We start from the raw sequence: 18481 nt of genomic DNA, 5'->3' as shown, positions 1-18481 counted from the left end.
CATTTTTACTTAATTTTGTCAACTTCTCTATTCGTTGAAAAAACAATCTTGCATAAAAAAATCAACTCATCTCTTCCAAAGGCTCTATATTGAAGATAGAAAGTCCAGAAGCGATGACGTGTGCTAAGGCCTGCACGAGAAACATTCTTGCAGCGGTGAGGTTTAAGTTGTCTTCCAGTATGAAACGCATGTTTAAATCACTCTTGCCATACCCCCATAAAACGTGAAACGCTTCTGCAACTTCAAGTAAGTAGAAAGTAATTCTGTGTGGCTCACAAAGCCTTGCTGCAATTTCTACCACATCTGGCCACTTTGCTAAGGTTTTTATGAGGAAGAGCTCTCCACCTGTCCTTAAAAGTGAAGGATCTGCTGTTGGGAGCTCTTTTGGAGCATTACGCATTAACGAATGAGCACGAGCATGCGCATATTGCACGTAAAAAATAGGGTTGTCTTTTGACTGTTCTTTAACTTTAGCAAAATCAAAGTCCAAGACCATATCATTCTTGCGTGTTAGCATTATAAAACGAGTTATGTCCCTGCCAACTTCTTCCACTACATCTCTTGCTGTTAGGAAGTTTCCTGATCTTTTGGACATCTTAACAGGTTTGCCGTTCTCGAAAAAATTCACAATATTATGCAGTTTTACCTCTATTTTTGCTTGATCATCACTGAGCGCAGAGACGACTGCTTTAAGTCTTTTGACATAACCGCCGTGGTCACTACCAAGCTCTACGATCATATTGTTAAAACCACGTGATATCTTATCAAAATGGTAAGCGATATCCGAGGCAAAATAAGTCCAACTGCCGTCCTCTTTCTTCAATGCACGGTCAACGTCATCACCAAATTTTGTAGAGCGAAATAGCATCTCTTTTCTGGAAGTCCAATTTTCGCTTTCTTTGCCTTTTGGTTTCTCCAGGTACCCTTCATACACTAGACCCTTGTCAGACAATATCTTTATACTCTCTTCGATTTTGCCACTTTTTTGTAGCTCATACTCTGAAGTAAAAACATCATGATTTACTCCAAGTAAGTTCATGTCTTCCTTTATGAGTTCTAAGATAGAACTTAAAGTATAGTCTCTAATTATCTGATTATCTTGCTTTTTTAGAAGCTCCTTGCCATATTTTTTAGCCAACTCCTCCCCTATCGGTTTCAAATATTCACCTGGGTATAAACCTTTTTCGATGCTAACCTTCTCTCCCAGAGCTTCTTTATATCGAAGATACACTGACTTTATTAGTGTATCTATCTGCGCTCCAGCATCGTTAATATAGTATTCCTTAGTAACTTTATAACCAACTTTTTTCAATAAATTTGCCAGAACGTCACCAAATACTGCCCCTCTTGCATGACCAATATGCAGTGGACCAGTTGGATTTGCAGATACAAATTCAACATTAATGGCCTGATTGTTCCCTATATCTAGGGTGCCAAACTCTGTTTTTAGCTCATTTATTTGTTTTAAAATCCCATGCCATACTTTTATTTTTAAGTGTATGTTGATGAAACCAGGGCCCGCTATTTCCACTTTTGCAACTTCATCAAAAAGTTCAAATTCTTTGGCTAAAACCTCTGCAATTTCAATGGGATTCTTCTTTTCATGCTTTGCGAGCACCATAGCAACGTTTGTGTAAATGTCTCCATGTGCTCTGTTACTTGGGGGTTCTACGATAAAGTTTGTTGTATCTGTATTTATAATACCCCTTTGCTTCAACTCGTTTAATTTACTCAAAATTAAGGAAGAAGCCCTTTTGAAAATGTTCATCAACTAGAAAAACTATGAAAACCTCCAACAATATAGCGAATAAGTGGGGCTAGTTGAAGGTTTATCTTAACTATTTTATCTTCCTGGATCAGAGTTTATATTAAGTCGTTGCCGTAACCATGGTAAGAGAAAGCCATACCTTCACTGTAACCATCATTACCAGCATCAGGTTCTTTAACATCATCAGTTACTACCTGATCTTCAGTTGTGATTTTATCCTTGATCGTCTCGTCTACACCCTCATCACTATAAGAAAATTTGTTAGTATATGAATAGCGATTATTGATTTTATCACTATAGTTATGTTTTAACATAGAGACCTCCTATACAGTCAAAATTGGAATTACATTAAGATAGAACAAGCTATGAATATAACGTGAATGAAAGAAACTACAGATCACGAAATTTCCGGATAACTATGGAACCATTATAAAATAATAAAATTAAAAATTTAATAATTTTAATTATAAATCTAGCATATCAACTAACGGTATGATTTAAATTTTCTTTCAATTCCACTGTATCTTCGCCAGTTTTGCATATAGCCCGTCTTTACTTATTAGAGAGTCATGAGTGCCTACTTCTTCTACTTTTCCATGATTAATTACTATAATCTTGTCAGTCTTGAGTGCGGTTGATAGCCTGTGTGTAATTACGATTGTTGTTCTGTTTTGCATTAACTTGCTCAATGCTTTTTGCACGAGGTTCTCACTTTTGTAATCAAGGGCAGAGGTTGCTTCATCCAGTATTAAAACCTGAGGGTTTTTGAGTATGGCTCTTGCTATTACAATACGTTGTTTTTGTCCTTCAGAAAGTTTTAATCCTCTTTTTCCTACAAATGTATCAAATTTATCAGGCAGCTTATCAATAAATTCCATCGCATAAGCGCTGATGGCTGCTTGCTTCACTTCCTCATATTCGGCACCTGGTTTGCCATATAGTATATTTTCCATTATTGAGCAAGAGAATATCATGTGATCTTGTGGCACTAAGCCAAACAACGATCTGAGGTCATTTAGCGCAATTGACTTAATGTTGTGCCCATCGATAGTAATGCTACCTTTGTTTGGATCATGAAAACGGAGCAGAAGCTTTAAAATGGTGCTTTTACCACTGCCAGATGGTCCAACAATTGATACTGCTTGACCTGCCTCTATAGAAAATGATACGTTATTTAACGCTGGCTTATCAGACTGAGATTCATAAAAAAATGTTACACCATTAAACGAAATTCCTTTTTGAACACTACAAATTTTTATAGGATCATCGGGATCTGCTATAGAGCTTTTCATATTTTTAAATTCAAATAAACGCTCTACTATTCCAAGACCTCGTTGTAAATCACTGATATTATCACTCAAATTATTTATAGCTCCTGCTGCGAGCGCTGAATAAAACACAAATGAGGAGAGTTCTCCAATAGTTATATTATTGCTTAAGACTTCTTTAATACCAAAAAAGAGCAAAACAACTAGTGAACCTATCACACACGTGATAACTAGAGTTACTAAAATAGCACGCAAGAGTACTAATTTTACGTATGATTTTGATACTGAGTTTAAATGTTCCTTAAAACGGATTTTTTCGTTTTCCTCGAGTACAAACGATTTGATAGTCACTATAGATCTAAAATTTTCCTCACTAAATGACGCAAGCTCACTTAATTTATCCTGAGCAAAGCGTGCATAGCTACGCACTTTTTTTCCAAGTGAGGTCATGATAATGAGTAGTATAGGTATTATTGCGGCTGCATACGCAGTTAGTTGTATATTTGTATATAATAACATAGCAACACTGCCAATCAGAATCACAAAATTTCGTAATATGGTTAGTAAGCTGCTGTTTATTATTGATTGCAGCACAGAGGTATCAGTAATTAACGCTGAGATAACATCTTGTACGCCTGTGTTCTCAAAGAAACTTGGTTGCAAGTTAGTGATACTGCTATATAAGTCATATCTGATTCTTGCGATAACTTTCTCGCTGCCAATGCCAATGAAATATAACCGAGTAAATGCAGTGAGAGAAATGGCTAAAACTATAAGTATTGCAACTAATAGTTTGGTAGTAAAATCGTGCTCTGTGCCAGAATCAATTATATTGCTTAAGCCTCTGCCAAAGAGGAGGATCGTTAAGGCTGAAAATAAAACTGCAATAAAAGCTATGACAAAATAGGATAGATTAGGCTTTATATAGTAAAATAACTGCCTAATATTAGATCGCATCTTATTTTAAAGTTTCTAAAGTTAAGTATATAGATTTTAGTTTCAGGGGAAAGGTGTAGTATGAAGCAATTTAGGTTCTGCAGCTGTTATAGTCCACCAAGAAAGGGTAGTAGCCCGCAGAAACGAAAAACTTGCTTGACAAACTCCGCCAGTCCTCTTATCATGGTATTGAAGGTATTCAGTTATCTTCATCTGTGCGGATTAAACAGCAAGAAAACAACGTAGTTGGCGTCTTATTTTTAATTTTTTGCACTATGTGCACCTTATGTCTTCACAACATTTCTAGGTTTTTACCTATATAAGCTGAAACGCGCTTATAAGTCGTTTAAGACAGTATAGTACGCCAATTTCCAGGATTAGAGAGTGACAACTAGCTAACACGGGGTTTCTTTTGCCTTTTTTTCTGCTTAGTAAATTTCTTAAACATTTAAACTAAGGTGAGTTGCATTTAAAAGCAGCTAAATCGCTCTTAATCAAGCGTTTTAGAATAAAAAAAACGCCGATATTTTAGTACATAGTAAATAGCCAACCACCATGGGGCTTCTTTTGCCTTTTTTTTCGTTTGGTAAATTTCTTAATGTTTATGGCTAAACGACAACCGTCATCCCGCTACGTGTTAGCGGGATCTCTTGTTAGCGCCGCGGCGGTATGACGGTTTGCGGTGGTATGACGATAACCTCGTCATCCCGCTACGTGTTAGCGCCACGGCGGTATAGCTATACTTAAAAATATGGTTGAATAGTTGTTAATAATAGTGTATAATTATTAATCTTTTCTCAGTATTTTTACTATGGCTCTTTCTAAATTTCTCGATCCAAAATTGGACCTAACATTTAAAAAAATATTTGGTACTGAGAGCCTGTCTTGAAAACATTTAAGTAGCTAATTTATTAAGCATAAGAGTAACCATATCAAAGAGAATATTAATCTTGGAGGTGAGAGGAGAGTGTTCATAATCCTTACTCATACGCCTAAAATTGGAGAGCCAAGCAAACGTCCGTTCAACAATCCATCGCTTAGGAATGACCTGAAACCCTACAGCATCACTAGCTTTTTTGGCAATTGTGAGTAGACATCCCGTTTTCAGAAAACAGTGATTTTGCAGAGCACCCGTATATCCTTGATCAGCAAAAAACTTCTGTAATGTTGGTATTTTCTTTTTCGCTTGAACAAAAAGACCCAAAGCTCCGTCACGATCTTGAACGCTTGCACTATGTACATCAGCGGTAATGATAAGACCCTGTGTATCTACAATAATATGACGTTTACGGCCTTTTATTTTCTTGCCAGCATCGTAACCTCTGGATCCCCTTTTTGAGTCGTTTTTACTGACTGACTGTCTATTATTCCAACCGATGGTGTATTATTTTTACCAACCATTTCTCTTACCTTTTTCACCAAAGTGTCATGTATTTCCTGCAATTTTCCGTTTTTACTCCACCTAAAATAATGATCATAAACTGTTTTCCACGGCGGAAAGTCTTTTGGCAGCATTCTCCATTGACAGCCACCTCTCATTATATACCTTATTGCATTAATAATTGCTCTGATGTTATGCTTCCTTGGCCTCCCTATTGCTCCTTGTGCAACATGTGGCTCCAAAATTTCCCATCCCTTATCACTTATATCGCTTGGATACAATTTTACCTCCTATTTTTTAACTTACCTTATCATACCCTTTTCTTTCTTTCAAGACAGCCTCTGAGAGAAATAAGAATATTCTTATTCATTTTTTGAACGATATTTTAGGATGTACTGAAGTCAACACTATACAAGAAGTAGAATTCTTAAGCACCATTATGGACCCTGAAATTGCTTCTGATAAACAAAGCATTGTTGATGTTCTTTGCAGGGATTCTAGTGGGAACAGGTATATAATTGAGATGGTGCGACCTGAAAGTCTTCGGTCATATTGTTTAAAAGGAGAGGAATTCATTCAGAAAGAAACTGAAAGGATTCTAAAACTTATTAAACCAGATGTTTTGCCGTCTGAGTCTACGCATCAGTGCGAATCGGGCAACCGGTTGGTGCCAAGCGATGCGGACAATGAACCTCCTCTTGAAAAAGAAGATGCTCAATCGTGAGAGGGGCATAAACTGCAAGCATCATGTGGTTGGAGGGCTAGGCTAGTGGTATGGTGAACGTAAGTGAAGCTTTATAAGTACCGATACGATGAAAGAGCTAAAGATGCTGATAAGCTCTGACCAAAAGGTAATGTGACATTTTTCATTTCTAGATGTACGCAAATAATAACTCCACCGGTATAGAGAAGCCACCTAACCCACTATTGTATGACTGGAGAAACAGGGTAAGCCTGTATTTTCGCCTACATGGCAAGCAAACCGCAAGGAATGCTGATGGAAGTGCAGGTAAAGGAGAATGGAGAAAGCGAATGCCATTTTGTAACGAAATGGATAGAATTTGTAACATTAATTCGCGTGAAAACGAGCAGACTTCCGTTTGGTCCCTCGTGACAAGAAACTTTGTTAACCACTTAAGGTAGGAAAGCAGATGATTACAAGTAAACCTGTAAGTGCATCTACCAAAAGCTTTGAAGCATGGAAGCAGTTGCCATGGAAGAAATGCCAGAAAGTTATTGTGAGGCTACAAAGACGTATTGTTAAGGCTGTCCAAGAAGGAAGATGGGGTAAGGTAAAAACTTTACAACATCTTCTCACACGCTCTTTTAGCGGAAAAGCTTTGGCTGTTAAGAGAGTAACTGAAAACCAAGGAAAAAACACAGCGGGTGTAGATCGTCAACTATGGTCAACTTGCAATGCTAAATTTCAAGGAATAAAGCAGTTAAAGCAAAGAGGATATAAACCTTCTCCGCTAAAACGGATTTATATCAGTAAATCTAATGGCAAAAGAAGACCTCTTGGAATACCCACGATAAAAGATAGAGCCATGCAAGCATTATATCTGTTTGCTCTGGAACCGATAGCTGAAACGATCAGTGATCGTCACTCCTATGGCTTTAGACCTAAAAGATCCTGTGCAGATGCTACAGTAGCTTGTCATTTGTTACTGGCAAGTCGTAATCAACTACAATGGATACTTGAAGGTGATATCAAAGGATGCTTTGACAACATTAATCATGAATGGCTTATGAAGCATATTCCTATGGAGAAAAAAATTCTGCATAGTTGGTTCAAAGCTGGCTTCCTAGAATCAAAAACTCTGTATCCCACAACTGCAGGTACCCCGCAAGGTGGTATAATTTCTCCAATACTAGCCAATTTAGCCTTAAACGGACTTGAAAAGTTATTGGAAAGTCGATTTGGTAAACTCGGCAGTAGAAAAAGAAACAAAATCAGAAGTGGAGTGAATGTAATCAGATACGCAGACGACTTTATTATTTCAGGTTTCACACATGAAGTACTGGAAAAGGAAGTTAAGCCTTTAGTATCATCTTTTCTTCATGAGCGAGGTTTAATTCTGTCAGAAGAGAAGACAAAGATTACATCTATCACAACAGGGTTTGACTTTCTTGGTTGTAATGTACGTAGATATAATAAGAAGTTAATTATTAAACCTTCGAAAGAAAGTATTAAAAGACTTCTTAATAAAGCACGTACATTGATAAAAGCAAATATAGCGAACACTCAGGCTATAGTAATTAAGTCACTCGACTCTCTACTGAGAGGATGGGGAAATTACTATCACCATGTGTGTGCTAAAAAAGCGTTTAGAAAGATCGACAATGAAATTTGGCATAGTTTATGGAAATGGGCAAAGAAAAGACATCCTCGTAAAGGATTACGTTGGATAAAGAATCGTTACTTCAAAGTAATGGGTCAACGCCAATGGGTTTTTGCTGCACCCCTATGCAAGAACAAACCAAAAGAGATACGGTATTTAAGACTGCTTAAGCTGATTGATATACCTATCAGACGACATGTTAAAATCAGAGCGGATGCAAATCCCCTTGACTTAAAATGGAAAAAGTATTTTGATGAGAGAGTGAAACGAACAAGAATGTTAGCAAGCTCTTTCTCAAGAGAAGGTTCTCTACTGTTGGTGTCACCATTAAGAATGATGTTTCCTGAGGAATCATGAAGGACAAGCCGGTTCTAGAAAAGAAGAACTTAGATAAGGGGCTCAAGCGTAGTGTTGGGAAACCTGCATGCTGCGTTTCTAAGGGAGGGGGTAGTAGTAATACTGCTTCCTTACCTGACCAGCTCACTCGTGATAAAGGCTTCGAAAAACGCGCACAACTTTATGCTGCTAAGGCTTACTCAAGACAAGCTGATAAATCTGGTAAATACGTTGATTTAAAGAAGATTTTCTTTATCGCGATTTCAAATTGTACCTTATTCCCTGATAAGCTTGACTATATATCTAGCCATACCATAAGAGATGAGAAAACCAATGAACATGACTTAAAAGATTTTCAATTTATCTTCATAGAGCTGCCAAAATTTCCTAAGAGTAGAGCAGAACAACTAGAAAGTGTAGTAGACCGTTGGCTATTTTTTTTCAAATATGCAGATGAAACAACGGACGAAGATCTCAGAAAAATTGCGGAAAAATCACCAATAATAAAGCTAGCATATGATGAATTAGATAAGTTTCACTGGAATGAAAAAGATCTAATAGCTTATGAAGAAAGAATAATGGATCTGCGCAAAGAAGAAGCCATTCTTGAATACAGACTTGATCTTGCTAAAGAGGAAGGTAGAAAAGAGAGGGAAATTGAAGTCGCAAAGAATCTACTTAAAGCAGGTGTTTCTTTTAATATTATAGCTCAAACTACTGGTCTTTCTATGAGTGAGATCAAAGAATTGCAGAATTAAGTGTGAATGGTTACGAAAAATATAAGTTTTTGCGATAAACGACATAGTGATGTATTTGTTGTTCAGCATGTCAGTGGAATATTTTCTGAAAAATTTCCACATAACTCTTTCAGATTTCATAATATCTCTTGCCACTCATCTGAACAGATACCCATTTTGGAGGGATACCAATAATAGTTGTGAGCGGTACAAGTTTAGTCCATATACCTTCCAAGCATAACACGCTCACGAAACTTTAATGCGATAGCTTGGTTTCTACTGAAAGACAGCATTATGCCAAGTGCGATGCTCGAAGATAAAAGAGAAGAACCACCATAGCTAAGTAATGGCAGGGTTATGCCGGTGGTTGGAAAAACACTCAATGTTACCCCTATGTTTATTATGAATTGTGTGATGAATTGAATTGAGATACCGAGAATCACCAACAGATTAAATAATTCATTTTCCCTATATGCAATGTAAAGCAAGCGGGCGGAAATGATGCCAAATAACATCAATGTGGCTAAGCACGTAATCAAACCAAATTCTTCTGCTAAAACAGAAAACACAAAATCTGTATGGCAATCAGGAAGAGAGGCTTTTACGCTACCTTCACCAGGTCCAACTCCAGTTAATTGACCTCTTTTGAATGCTTCTAATGATTTTGTGACTTGAAAGTTATCGCGTTGCGTAAAAAAGACAAAATTGTAAATCCTTTGCTTTATATGTGGGAGGCATAAGTAAGCTATTGTAGTTCCAGTTGTGGCCATTCCTATTATGCATAGAAAGTATAAAAGTGGTATACATGCAATAAACATTTGACCAATAAAAGAATATGTTAAAAGCATAGACATACTGAAATCAGGTTGCAAAAGTAACAACACAAAAACTAACAGAAATATTATGATTGATATGTGTATTTTAAACTTCATTTCGCTGGCCAAGATACTAGCTATAACAACAGAAAAAAATGGCCTTACGAACTCAGATGGTTGAACTGAAATTTTGACAATATGTAACCATCGTTTCGCACCTTTTACCTCTATACCAAGTATTATCGCAGTTGCTACTAGAATAGTAAATAAAGCGAAACCTGCGAATGAGAGGTTAAGTATAGTTCTTGTGTTGAGAAAAGAAAATGTCACCAAGGTAATTAGTGACAGGACTATATAAATTGTATGGCGCCGTATAAAATAATCTTGTGGTAAAGAAAGACGCTGCGCAATTACAGGGCTTGCTGAATAAACAAGAATGAAGCTTATAGTGAGCAAAAAAAACACTGGAAGGATGAAATAATAATCCAGCGTTCTATACCAGAGTTTAATATTCATTTTGTTCCAATGTGTAATGCCACTATTCCATAGCTCATATTATGAAACTCAACATTCTTAAAACCTACCTCTTCAATTTCCATTTTAAAATCAGCCTGAGTTGGAAACTCTCTAATGCTCTTCACTAAATATTCATAAGAACTCTTGTCTTTAGCAACTATGCTGCCAATTTTAGGAATTACTTTAAATGAATATAAGTCATAAAGTTTGGTAAATATCTCATTTTGATAGTGCATAGGGGCAAATTCTAAGCAGATAAATTTCCCATGTGGTTTTAATACCCTGTGCGCCTCATTTAAAGCCTTCTTGCGGTCAGAAACATTTCGAATACCAAAAGCTATTGTGCAATAATCAAATTCGGAGCCTTCAAATGGTAAACTTTCTGCACTTGCACATACCCAATCAAAATTAATTTGGTTTGAATTTATAGCTTTATCACGTCCTCTGTTTAGCATGTTTTGATTTATATCGCATACTGTAACCTTAGCACTTGGCTCTTTTCTTACTACTCTTATTGCTATATCTCCAGTTCCTCCAGCAACATCTAAAACCTGAGAGTTTTTTGTAAAATGCACACTATTTACCATCTTATCTTTCCATAATCTGTGCATTCCGAGGCTCATTATATCATTCATGGTGTCGTAGCGACTTGCCACGGAATCGAATACCTCTTTAACTAATTGTGATTTCTTCTCGATTTTTATAGTAGACATTACGTAAAAACTCCTTTATAATTAGCAAAAATTAATTTGAATTAACACAAATGTCAACGACAGGCCTTGAGCCTGTTAAAATCTTCTTCAGCGTGGTATGATGACCGAGTTAGTGGGCTTGATGCAACCACTAGGAACCCTTTGGAGTAAGCGATATATTTATAATGCTCAAATTCCTCTGGGGTAACATACCTATCAAGTTTTGCATGTTTTGGAGTTGGTTGTAGATATTGACCAATTGTAATAAAATCAACCTCAGCACTGCGCAAATCGTCCATAACCTGCAGTATTTCCTCTTTTGTTTCTCCAAGACCGACCATAAGCCCTGACTTTGTGAAAACTTTGGGATTAATCTGCTTTACCATCTTCAGTAAATATAGTGAATGAAAATAGCGAGCTCGTGGTCTTATTTTTGCATACAATCTCGGCACTGTTTCAATATTGTGGTTATAGACATCAGGTGATGCAACAGCGATTGCTTCAAATGCTCCTTTCTTATTTAAAAAATCAGGAGTTAAAATCTCTATTGTTGTTTCTGAAGTTATCTTTCTAATTTCTTCTATGCACTGTATAAACTGATTTGCGCCACCATCTGGCAAATCATCACGATCAACGGAAGTAATAACAACATGCTTTAAGTTTAACTTTTTTATTGCTTTTGCTAAATTTTCTGGTTCATGAGGATCTAGTTTATCAGGAATGCCAGTTGCAACGTTGCAAAATGCACAAGCACGAGTGCAAACAGAACCGAGAATCATTACAGTAGCATGACGTTTATTCCAACATTCACCAATGTTTGGACATGCAGCCTCTTCGCACACTGTATGCAAGTTATGCAGTTTAACGATGTTTAAGGTCTCATTGAATACTTCACCGGTCGGAGCTTTTGCTCTGAGCCATTGAGGTTTGTTATGCATCTGAAACGGCTAACTCTACCTCTTGCTTTACTAAAACTTTTTTCAACCTTCTTTTTATCTTCTGCGCTTTCTCACTTAGTTTAATCGTTCTTGTGTTGAGCAAAAAAGCATCTAAATCACCTTTGTAATCTATAGTTCTCAAAGTTCTTGTTGCCACACGAAATCTAAACTTTTTATTTAATATATCACTTGTCAACGTAACCTTATGTAAATTTAAAAGAAAGGTACGCTTTGTTTTACGATTCGAATGTGATACCTTATTACCAAAAGATTTTTTTCTATTTGTTAATTCACAAACTCTACTCACTTCAATATACCAAATTATTCTATGTACTTAGATTACCTTATATAGTCAAATAGTCAATACTCTCTTGCTTAATTTTTATACCATATACTGCTTTATAGCCAAAAAATATCGTAATTTTTTCTATTATAAGAGAAATCATATGCTGAATTTCCAATGCTTTGCTGCCATTTGTTACTACCAGATGCAACACACCCGAATTTATATTCTGTGCATATGAGATCTTTTTCGGTTTTGTACACTCTGCTATTTCTTTCCCTACTATATTTCGCCAGTTTAAAATCAGACGTATTTCATTTTTACTAATCTTATTTTTCATGCATTTTAATGCATAGTTTTCAATTATAGACTTTAATTTTTTTGGACCGCTGTGTTTGAGCATTTTTCTGTTTTGTTTCTAGTATAACTAAATAAGTAAGGTTTACCACTACATTGGATTTCTTAAAGCCCTGTCATTCCAGTGCGTACTGCACAAACATTGTAATTTGAGTCCACCAGGGAGGATGTCATCCCAGTGCTCAGACACATAGCTGTACGAACATTCATTTTTGAAGGTAAATTGCACAGCAAATGGTGTCATTCGAGTCTGGAATCCAGAAATTTTGCTTATAACTGAGCTGATGAGCTAAAGGTAGTTGTCTTACGCTAAAATAAACGTTTTTAATTAAGTTGCATAGAACCAGTGTCTGGGCACTGGGATGACACCCCACTGGTGGGAATTGCTCCCAAACTACAACGTTCGTACAGTTGTGTGCTCAGACTACTTGGATCCAGAAAAATTGATTGTGCACTATACAACATTTTCGATCAAAAGCTGGATGCCAGTGTCAAGCACTGGCATGACACCATTTGCTGTGTTTAACAAAAATAAATGTTCGTACAGTTGTGTAGCTGACACTGGGATGACAACCTTCTAACTGCTTTACAAACCTCTAGCCTCACACCATAAAAGCAGTATTTTTATGTAAAATTTATCTCAACGTAGCACTTGTCAAGTAAGTCGTTCCATTCAAAAATTTTTGTTTTGCCTCATAATTAACCTTATAGCTGTTTTAATTGTAATTGGTTAAATTATTATTAATTTGCCAGGCTAGATCCAAAAAATAGCATAATCAATATGCAAATTGTAATAGAAATCACGTTTGCGTATGGTTTATTGCTATGCGGTTAATCTTTCCTCAATCCAAGCTGCTTGAATAGCTTCGAGTATTTTTTCGTTACAGCGTTTTTCATCATCATCAAATTCCTCTAAACTCAAGACCTTTTTTTTAAGCTCAGTGAATCTGATACTAATTATATTCTCATCTGGAAATTTTTCCTCCAGAGCTTCTACAATATCTTCTATATCAAACCATTTCATACTTTTTTGTATTTATCTGCTAAGTTAAATTGGTGCCCATGGGGAGACTTGAACTCCCAAGGTCGCAAAACCCACGGATTTTAAGTCCGCTGCGTCTACCGATTCCGCCACACAGGCTTTTTTTATCTATCTAGAGTAAAACTCTACTACTAAATTGACTTCCATGTCTGCTGAATAAGGAACCTCAGAATATTGAGGTGACCTCAAATACTTCACTGAATGCTCTTTACTATCTGCTTCTAAATAATCCGGAGCCTTGCGCTCTTGTTTTTGTTCAGCCTCTACTACTACAGGGATTTTTGCTGCCCTTTCTCTTATTTTTATTATATCACCTGGCTTCACTCGATAACTCGATATGTTAACCACCTTATCATTAACTGTAACGTGCTTATGAGATATGAGCTGCTTTGCTGAGTAAATTGTTGGAACAAGACCAGAGTGGTATAAAACAGAACTTAATCTCGATTCTAAGATACCGATAAAATTATCAGCCGTATAACCCTTTCTGTTATAAGCATCTAAAAATGTACGTCTAAGCTGCTTACTTGAAATCGCATAGTAAAACTTAAATTTCTTATGCGCAGCAAACTGCTTACCAAAGTCGGATAACTTCTTGAATCCAAGAATACCATGTTGACCTGGAGGGTATTTCCTTTTGTTTACTGGGTCTTTAGCTCTACCCCATAAATTTACACCAAGTCTACGGCTAATCCTATACTTTCTAGTGATAACAGTTGTCATATAAAAACTCCCACGATTTAACTTTAGATTATTAAGGATTTTAGCACTCAGTGTCAACTTGTTTTTGCTGATATAATCTTTTATACTTCATTTTTAAGTTTTTCTATTAACACATGAATCATTCACATTTAAAATCTATGGCAAACGCCATCCGTTTTTTATCAATTGATGCAGTACAAAAAGCAAACTCTGGACACCCAGGTATGCCACTTGGCATGGCAGATGTTGCAACTGTTTTGTTTGCTAAATATCTGAATCATAATCCTGATGATTCTAAATGGTTCAATAGAGATCGCTTTGTTTTATCAAACGGTCATGGGTCAATGTTACTATACTCAATATTATATTTGACAGGTTATATTAGCATAGATGAGCTAAAAAACTTCAGGCAAATGGGATCCAAGACCCCAGGTCATCCAGAGTTCGGCTTGACTTCCGGGGTAGAGGCAACAACAGGCCCGCTCGGTCAGGGGTTTGCCGCTGCTGTTGGCATGGCACTTGCTGAATCAATCCTTAAAAAGCAATTCAGAATCAATCACCACACTTACGTGATGCTAGGGGATGGCTGTCTTATGGAAGGAATAAGCCATGAAGCAGCATCACTTGCTGGGCATCTTAAATTGAATAAGCTCATAGCTCTTTTTGATGATAATGATATCTCTATAGATGGCGCTACTTGCCTTTCCTGCTCTGATGATGTAGAGAAACGCTTCTTAGCGTATGGATGGAATGTTGACAAAATTGATGGCCACGATTTTGATGCCATATCCTTTGCAATAGAGCAAGCAAAAAAGTCTGGTAAACCTACAATGATCTGCTGCAAAACCATTATCGGAAAATTTTCAAGCCGTGCTGGCACATCCTCTGCTCACAGTGGTGCTTTTTCGGAGGAAGACATAAAACAGATGAGAGAGAAATTAAACTGGAATTATGAACCATTCCATGTACCAGAAGATGTGAAAAATGCCTGGAAGAAAACTGTTGAGAGAGCAAAACAAAACTACACGATGTCATTCCAGCGCGTAACGCTGGAATCCAGGAAAGAAGAAAAAGAATGGATCCCAGTGTCAAGCACTGGGATGACAAGAGAGAGTACTGGGATGACAGAAGAGAATGCTGGGATGACAGGGTATCATGCAGAACTTCAAAGACGGTTAGATAAACATCTACCAGATAATATCGCTGGTGTTTTAGCTGACCTGAAGAAACAAATATGTGAGCTAATGCCAAACGAAGCTACTCGATCTTCTTTCGGCAGAGTAATGGAACTTTTAACTGAGTCTATGCCGGAATTAATCGGCGGTTCTGCTGATCTTACTGGGTCAAATTGCACTAAATATAAGCACATGCAGGTAATAAATAGCAATAATTATAGTGGCTCTTATGTCCACTATGGAGTGAGAGAGCACGCTATGGCAGCATGTATGAATGGTATGGCACTTCACGGCGCGATTCTTCCTTATGGCGGCACTTTTTTGGTATTTTCCGACTATTGTCGTCCTGCTATACGTCTTTCAGCTCTGATGAAGCAGCAGGTTATGTATGTCATGACTCACGACTCAATTGGAGTGGGAGAAGATGGCCCAACTCATCAGCCAATAGAGCATTTAGCCTCTTTGCGTGCTATACCAAATCTATATGTTTTTAGGCCAGCCGATGCAGTTGAAACTCTGGAGTGTGTTAGCATTGCACTCGAAAAGAAAGAATCTCCAGCACTGTTTGCGCTCTCAAGGCAAAACGTAAGTTACATGCGCAAGTTCTACTCTGATATCGATCAATCTGCTAATTTATCGAAGTTTGGTGCATATATTTTGTGTGAATGTTCAAAAGAATTAAAAGTGACGATATTTGCTACGGGGTCCGAGGTTGAAATTGCAGTTGAAGCAAGGGAGAAATTGCAGGAAAAGGGTATAGGTACAAGGATTGTTTCTATGCCATGCTGGAGGCTTTTTGACGAGCAAAGCGATGAATATAAAGCGGCAATATTAAATAATGACAGCATTAAAGTTGCAATTGAAGCCGGAAGTGAAATGGGTTGGCATAAATACATAGGTTCAAACGGTATATTTATTGGCATGAAAAGCTTCGGAGAATCAGCACCTTATAAAACACTTTATGAGCATTTTAATATCAGTGCTGATCACGTAGTAAAATGTGTGTGTGAGAAACTGGTTTACATTGAGTAGACTTCTTGCATTACTCTACACATCTGTGTTCATTGCACTATAATGACCACCACTACTATCTTCTTCGTCTAATGAATCGGATCTAAGTAAAGAAACACTAGCATCGGTTTGCGATGTAGATTCATCAGTGTTAGACCCAAATAACCATGAAAAAAAATCACTAAAAAATGATCCTATTAATGAAAAAGGCTTCATAAGTATACTAAACAAACTACCAAAAAAAGAGCTCGGCTGTTCTTCTGTTTGTGCAGGTTCTGTGGAAGCAACAGGACCTACATCGTTGTCTTGTACATCAGCTCCTTTTTCTCCATTGATGTCTTGCTCTCCCTGTGATTGATTTGAATCTTCCTCCTCTTCCTCTTCCTCTTGACCCCCTTCACTATCTGTCGCTGGCTCACCCACTGAACCATCATCAGATTCTTCTGCGGGTTGCAATAGAGTTTTTATTTCTTCGTTAGTAGTTAAATCTAAGGGAGTCTTTCCATCTTCATCTTTTATATTAACATCTGCTCCTGCTTTTATTAGGGCGTCTACTATTTCTTTGTTGTTATTTTGAGCAGCAAAATGTAAGGGAGTCCTGTTATCTTTATCTTGTGCATTAACATCTGCTCCTTTTATTATTAGAACATTAACCACTTCCACATTATCCCTACCGGTAGCCCAATGTAAAGGAGTCCTGTTATCTTTATCTTGTGCATTAACATTGATTCCTTCTGCTCTCAGTAGAGCGTTCAATACATTTATATCTATGTTGTCCTTTTTAAGAACAGAATGTAAAGGAGTATCTTTATTCTTATCTGCTAAATTAACATCGATTCCATGTTTTCCCAATAGGGCTTCTACTACCTCTTCATGGCCCTTTACAGCAGCCCAATGTAAAGGAGTCTTTCCATCTTGATCTGTTGCATTAACATTTGCTCCTTTGTCCAATAGGGCTTGCACCACTTGCTTATGACCTTCTCTAGCAGCCCAATGTAAAGGAGTCTTTCCTGTGTCATTTTGTGCATTAACATTTGCCCCTTTCCCTAATAGATCTTGTACTGCTTCCAAGTTGCCAAGCTTAGCAGCCAGATGTAAAGAATTCTTGCTATGTTCAGTTTCTATTTCTTGGTATCTACTCAACACGTCGCGTTTTCGACTAGGGTCGAAAGTATGCAAATCTGCTCCATTATCTAATAGAACTTCTGCTGTAGTAGAGTGATTATTTTTAACAGCCCAATATAAAGAATTATTTAGATTTGTATCTAAGAGGTTGTCCGGAAACAAGTAAATTCAAGCATATTCCCTCTTTAACATAACCCTACTCATAGCTAGGTATATGAAATTCTCAGTGGATGTTGTGAGTAAATCATACTCCTTCGATAGCCTTCTATTCCTATTAACCCAAGCAAAAGTCCTTTCTACAACCCATCTTCTTGGCTGTACTTTAAACCCTTGTTCTCTTGTTGGTAGTAGCTCAGGTGGCGTATCTTTGTGCACCCAAAATCTACATGGAGGCCTTGTAACAATTTCAATATCTATGTCATATTCTTCCTTTATGTGATTCTTTAAATTTCTTCCTTGGTATCCCATGTCAGCCCACATTTTTTTAACTTTAGTATATTTTGTTCTCATATTGTTTAATGCTATTTTAATACCATCTCTATCATTTTCGTTAGCAGCGCCTACGTAACAACCTAGTATAAAACCCTGAGTGTCTGTAATTATATGCCTTTTTCTACCCTTTACTTTTTTACTTCCATCATAGCCTTTGATCCCCCCTTTTCTGTAGTCTTTACAGATTGACTATCTACTATACAGGCACTCGGCTGCTCATTCCTTCCTATTTTTCTTCTACTATATTTTGTAATTTCATAATTCATTTTCTCAAAAATTCCCTGCTTCTTCCATTGCCTGAACTGCTCATACACAGTCTTCCATAGCGGAAAATCATTTGGTAAATACCGCCATTGACACCCTGTACGCAATACATAGAAAATTGCTTCTAATATTTCTCTTTTGCTATACTTTGGCGGCCTTCCTCCTTTCTTGTATGATACTCTGAAGTGTTTTTCTATTCTTGCCCATTCCCTTTCGCTTAGATCTGTTGGATACTTTTTTCTCATCTTTACCCCGTACTAAAATTTCAGATATTATAGCCTTTTACTTGTTTCCGGACAAC

The 18481-nt window shown here is 37.1% G+C and carries 18 protein-coding genes, 1 tRNA gene and 2 pseudogenes; 6 read left to right on the top strand and 15 right to left on the bottom strand.

Features of this window, described 5'->3' with window-relative positions; all coding sequences use genetic code 11:
* Window positions 1-61 precede the first annotated feature (61 nt).
* From argS to AAGD74_RS03140, 5 genes are all read right to left on the bottom strand, one after another.
* A complete protein-coding gene (gene argS / locus AAGD74_RS03160) occupies window positions 62-1768 on the bottom strand; it encodes an arginine--tRNA ligase (RefSeq protein ID WP_338482344.1) in 1707 nt (568 codons plus the stop codon).
* Window positions 1769-1863: 95 nt separating this feature from the next.
* Window positions 1864-2082, bottom strand: coding sequence for a hypothetical protein (locus AAGD74_RS03155; RefSeq protein ID WP_077188094.1), 219 nt, complete (start codon window positions 2080-2082; stop codon window positions 1864-1866).
* Between the two features lie 195 nt (window positions 2083-2277).
* Window positions 2278-3993 (bottom strand): ABC transporter ATP-binding protein, encoded by a 1716-nt coding sequence (locus AAGD74_RS03150; RefSeq protein WP_338482343.1) that lies wholly within the window; start codon window positions 3991-3993, stop codon window positions 2278-2280.
* Window positions 3994-4867: 874 nt separating this feature from the next.
* Complete coding sequence (locus AAGD74_RS03145; protein ID WP_341810769.1) at window positions 4868-5248, bottom strand: transposase; 381 nt, start codon at window positions 5246-5248, stop codon at window positions 4868-4870.
* Window positions 5249-5268: 20 nt separating this feature from the next.
* Complete coding sequence (locus tag AAGD74_RS03140; protein ID WP_338482342.1) at window positions 5269-5634, bottom strand: transposase; 366 nt, start codon at window positions 5632-5634, stop codon at window positions 5269-5271.
* A gap of 62 nt (window positions 5635-5696) precedes the next feature.
* Between AAGD74_RS03140 and AAGD74_RS03135 the strand changes: the two are divergent.
* The 4 genes and pseudogenes from AAGD74_RS03135 to AAGD74_RS03120 form a co-directional block, all read left to right on the top strand.
* Window positions 5697-5879, top strand: a pseudogene (locus AAGD74_RS03135) (PD-(D/E)XK nuclease family transposase); the annotation flags it as partial.
* A gap of 350 nt (window positions 5880-6229) precedes the next feature.
* The gene (locus AAGD74_RS03130; RefSeq protein ID WP_338482311.1) at window positions 6230-6496 is read left to right on the top strand and encodes a hypothetical protein; all 267 of its coding nucleotides are present in this window, start codon (window positions 6230-6232) and stop codon (window positions 6494-6496) included.
* Between the two features lie 8 nt (window positions 6497-6504).
* Window positions 6505-8052 carry a group II intron reverse transcriptase/maturase gene (ltrA, locus tag AAGD74_RS03125; protein WP_341810519.1) on the top strand — a complete coding sequence of 516 codons (1548 nt, stop codon included), beginning with the start codon at window positions 6505-6507 and terminating at the stop codon, window positions 8050-8052.
* On the top strand, window positions 8049-8789 hold the full coding sequence (locus AAGD74_RS03120) for an Rpn family recombination-promoting nuclease/putative transposase (RefSeq protein WP_341810743.1): 741 nt from the start codon (window positions 8049-8051) through the stop codon (window positions 8787-8789). Before ltrA ends, AAGD74_RS03120 begins: the two co-directional genes overlap by 4 nt.
* A 194-nt stretch (window positions 8790-8983) precedes the next feature.
* Here AAGD74_RS03120 and AAGD74_RS03115 read toward each other — a convergent pair whose 3' ends face one another.
* From AAGD74_RS03115 to AAGD74_RS03095, 5 genes are read right to left on the bottom strand one after another with little or no spacing between them, the layout of a single operon-like run.
* Complete coding sequence (locus tag AAGD74_RS03115) at window positions 8984-10099, bottom strand: FtsW/RodA/SpoVE family cell cycle protein (RefSeq protein WP_338482340.1); 1116 nt, start codon at window positions 10097-10099, stop codon at window positions 8984-8986.
* On the bottom strand, window positions 10096-10812 hold the full coding sequence (ubiE, locus tag AAGD74_RS03110; RefSeq protein ID WP_338482339.1) for a bifunctional demethylmenaquinone methyltransferase/2-methoxy-6-polyprenyl-1,4-benzoquinol methylase UbiE: 717 nt from the start codon (window positions 10810-10812) through the stop codon (window positions 10096-10098). The genes AAGD74_RS03115 and ubiE overlap by 4 nt, the downstream gene beginning before the upstream one ends.
* A 53-nt stretch (window positions 10813-10865) precedes the next feature.
* Window positions 10866-11729: a lipoyl synthase gene (gene lipA / locus AAGD74_RS03105; protein WP_077188099.1), complete on the bottom strand. Its 864-nt coding sequence runs from the start codon at window positions 11727-11729 to the stop codon at window positions 10866-10868.
* On the bottom strand, window positions 11722-12036 hold the full coding sequence (gene rpmB / locus AAGD74_RS03100; RefSeq protein ID WP_006279619.1) for a 50S ribosomal protein L28: 315 nt from the start codon (window positions 12034-12036) through the stop codon (window positions 11722-11724). The genes lipA and rpmB overlap by 8 nt, the downstream gene beginning before the upstream one ends.
* A gap of 37 nt (window positions 12037-12073) precedes the next feature.
* Window positions 12074-12415, bottom strand: coding sequence for a DUF721 domain-containing protein (locus AAGD74_RS03095; protein ID WP_064125521.1), 342 nt, complete (start codon window positions 12413-12415; stop codon window positions 12074-12076).
* 382 nt (window positions 12416-12797) lie between these two features.
* Here AAGD74_RS03095 and AAGD74_RS03090 point away from each other — a divergent pair, with 382 nt between their 5' ends.
* Window positions 12798-12950 (top strand): hypothetical protein, encoded by a 153-nt coding sequence (locus AAGD74_RS03090; protein ID WP_341810742.1) that lies wholly within the window; start codon window positions 12798-12800, stop codon window positions 12948-12950.
* A gap of 242 nt (window positions 12951-13192) precedes the next feature.
* On the opposite strand, the gene iscX is transcribed toward AAGD74_RS03090, so the two are convergent.
* From iscX to rpsD, 3 genes are all read right to left on the bottom strand, one after another.
* Window positions 13193-13393, bottom strand: coding sequence for a Fe-S cluster assembly protein IscX (gene iscX, locus AAGD74_RS03085; RefSeq protein ID WP_077188100.1), 201 nt, complete (start codon window positions 13391-13393; stop codon window positions 13193-13195).
* A 30-nt stretch (window positions 13394-13423) separates the two neighbouring features.
* Window positions 13424-13510 (bottom strand) — tRNA-Leu (locus tag AAGD74_RS03080).
* Window positions 13511-13519: 9 nt separating this feature from the next.
* Complete coding sequence (gene rpsD, locus AAGD74_RS03075) at window positions 13520-14134, bottom strand: 30S ribosomal protein S4 (protein ID WP_010962555.1); 615 nt, start codon at window positions 14132-14134, stop codon at window positions 13520-13522.
* 113 nt (window positions 14135-14247) lie between these two features.
* Between rpsD and tkt the strand changes: the two genes are divergently transcribed.
* Entirely contained in the window at window positions 14248-16320 is a 2073-nt protein-coding gene (tkt, locus tag AAGD74_RS03070; RefSeq protein ID WP_077188101.1) for a transketolase, read from the top strand.
* A 15-nt stretch (window positions 16321-16335) separates the two neighbouring features.
* Here tkt and AAGD74_RS03065 read toward each other — a convergent pair whose 3' ends face one another.
* Complete coding sequence (locus AAGD74_RS03065) at window positions 16336-17586, bottom strand: ankyrin repeat domain-containing protein (RefSeq protein ID WP_341810741.1); 1251 nt, start codon at window positions 17584-17586, stop codon at window positions 16336-16338.
* A gap of 6 nt (window positions 17587-17592) precedes the next feature.
* Window positions 17593-18425 (bottom strand): annotated as a pseudogene (locus AAGD74_RS03060) (IS5 family transposase).
* Window positions 18426-18481: the final 56 nt, after the last annotated feature.

This window comes from Wolbachia endosymbiont (group A) of Campoletis raptor (assembly GCF_964026755.1).
GTDB classification, from domain to species: domain Bacteria; phylum Pseudomonadota; class Alphaproteobacteria; order Rickettsiales; family Anaplasmataceae; genus Wolbachia; species Wolbachia pipientis.
The sequence above is the reverse complement of the archived record's forward strand: the minus strand, read 5'-3'. Positions and strand labels throughout refer to the sequence as shown.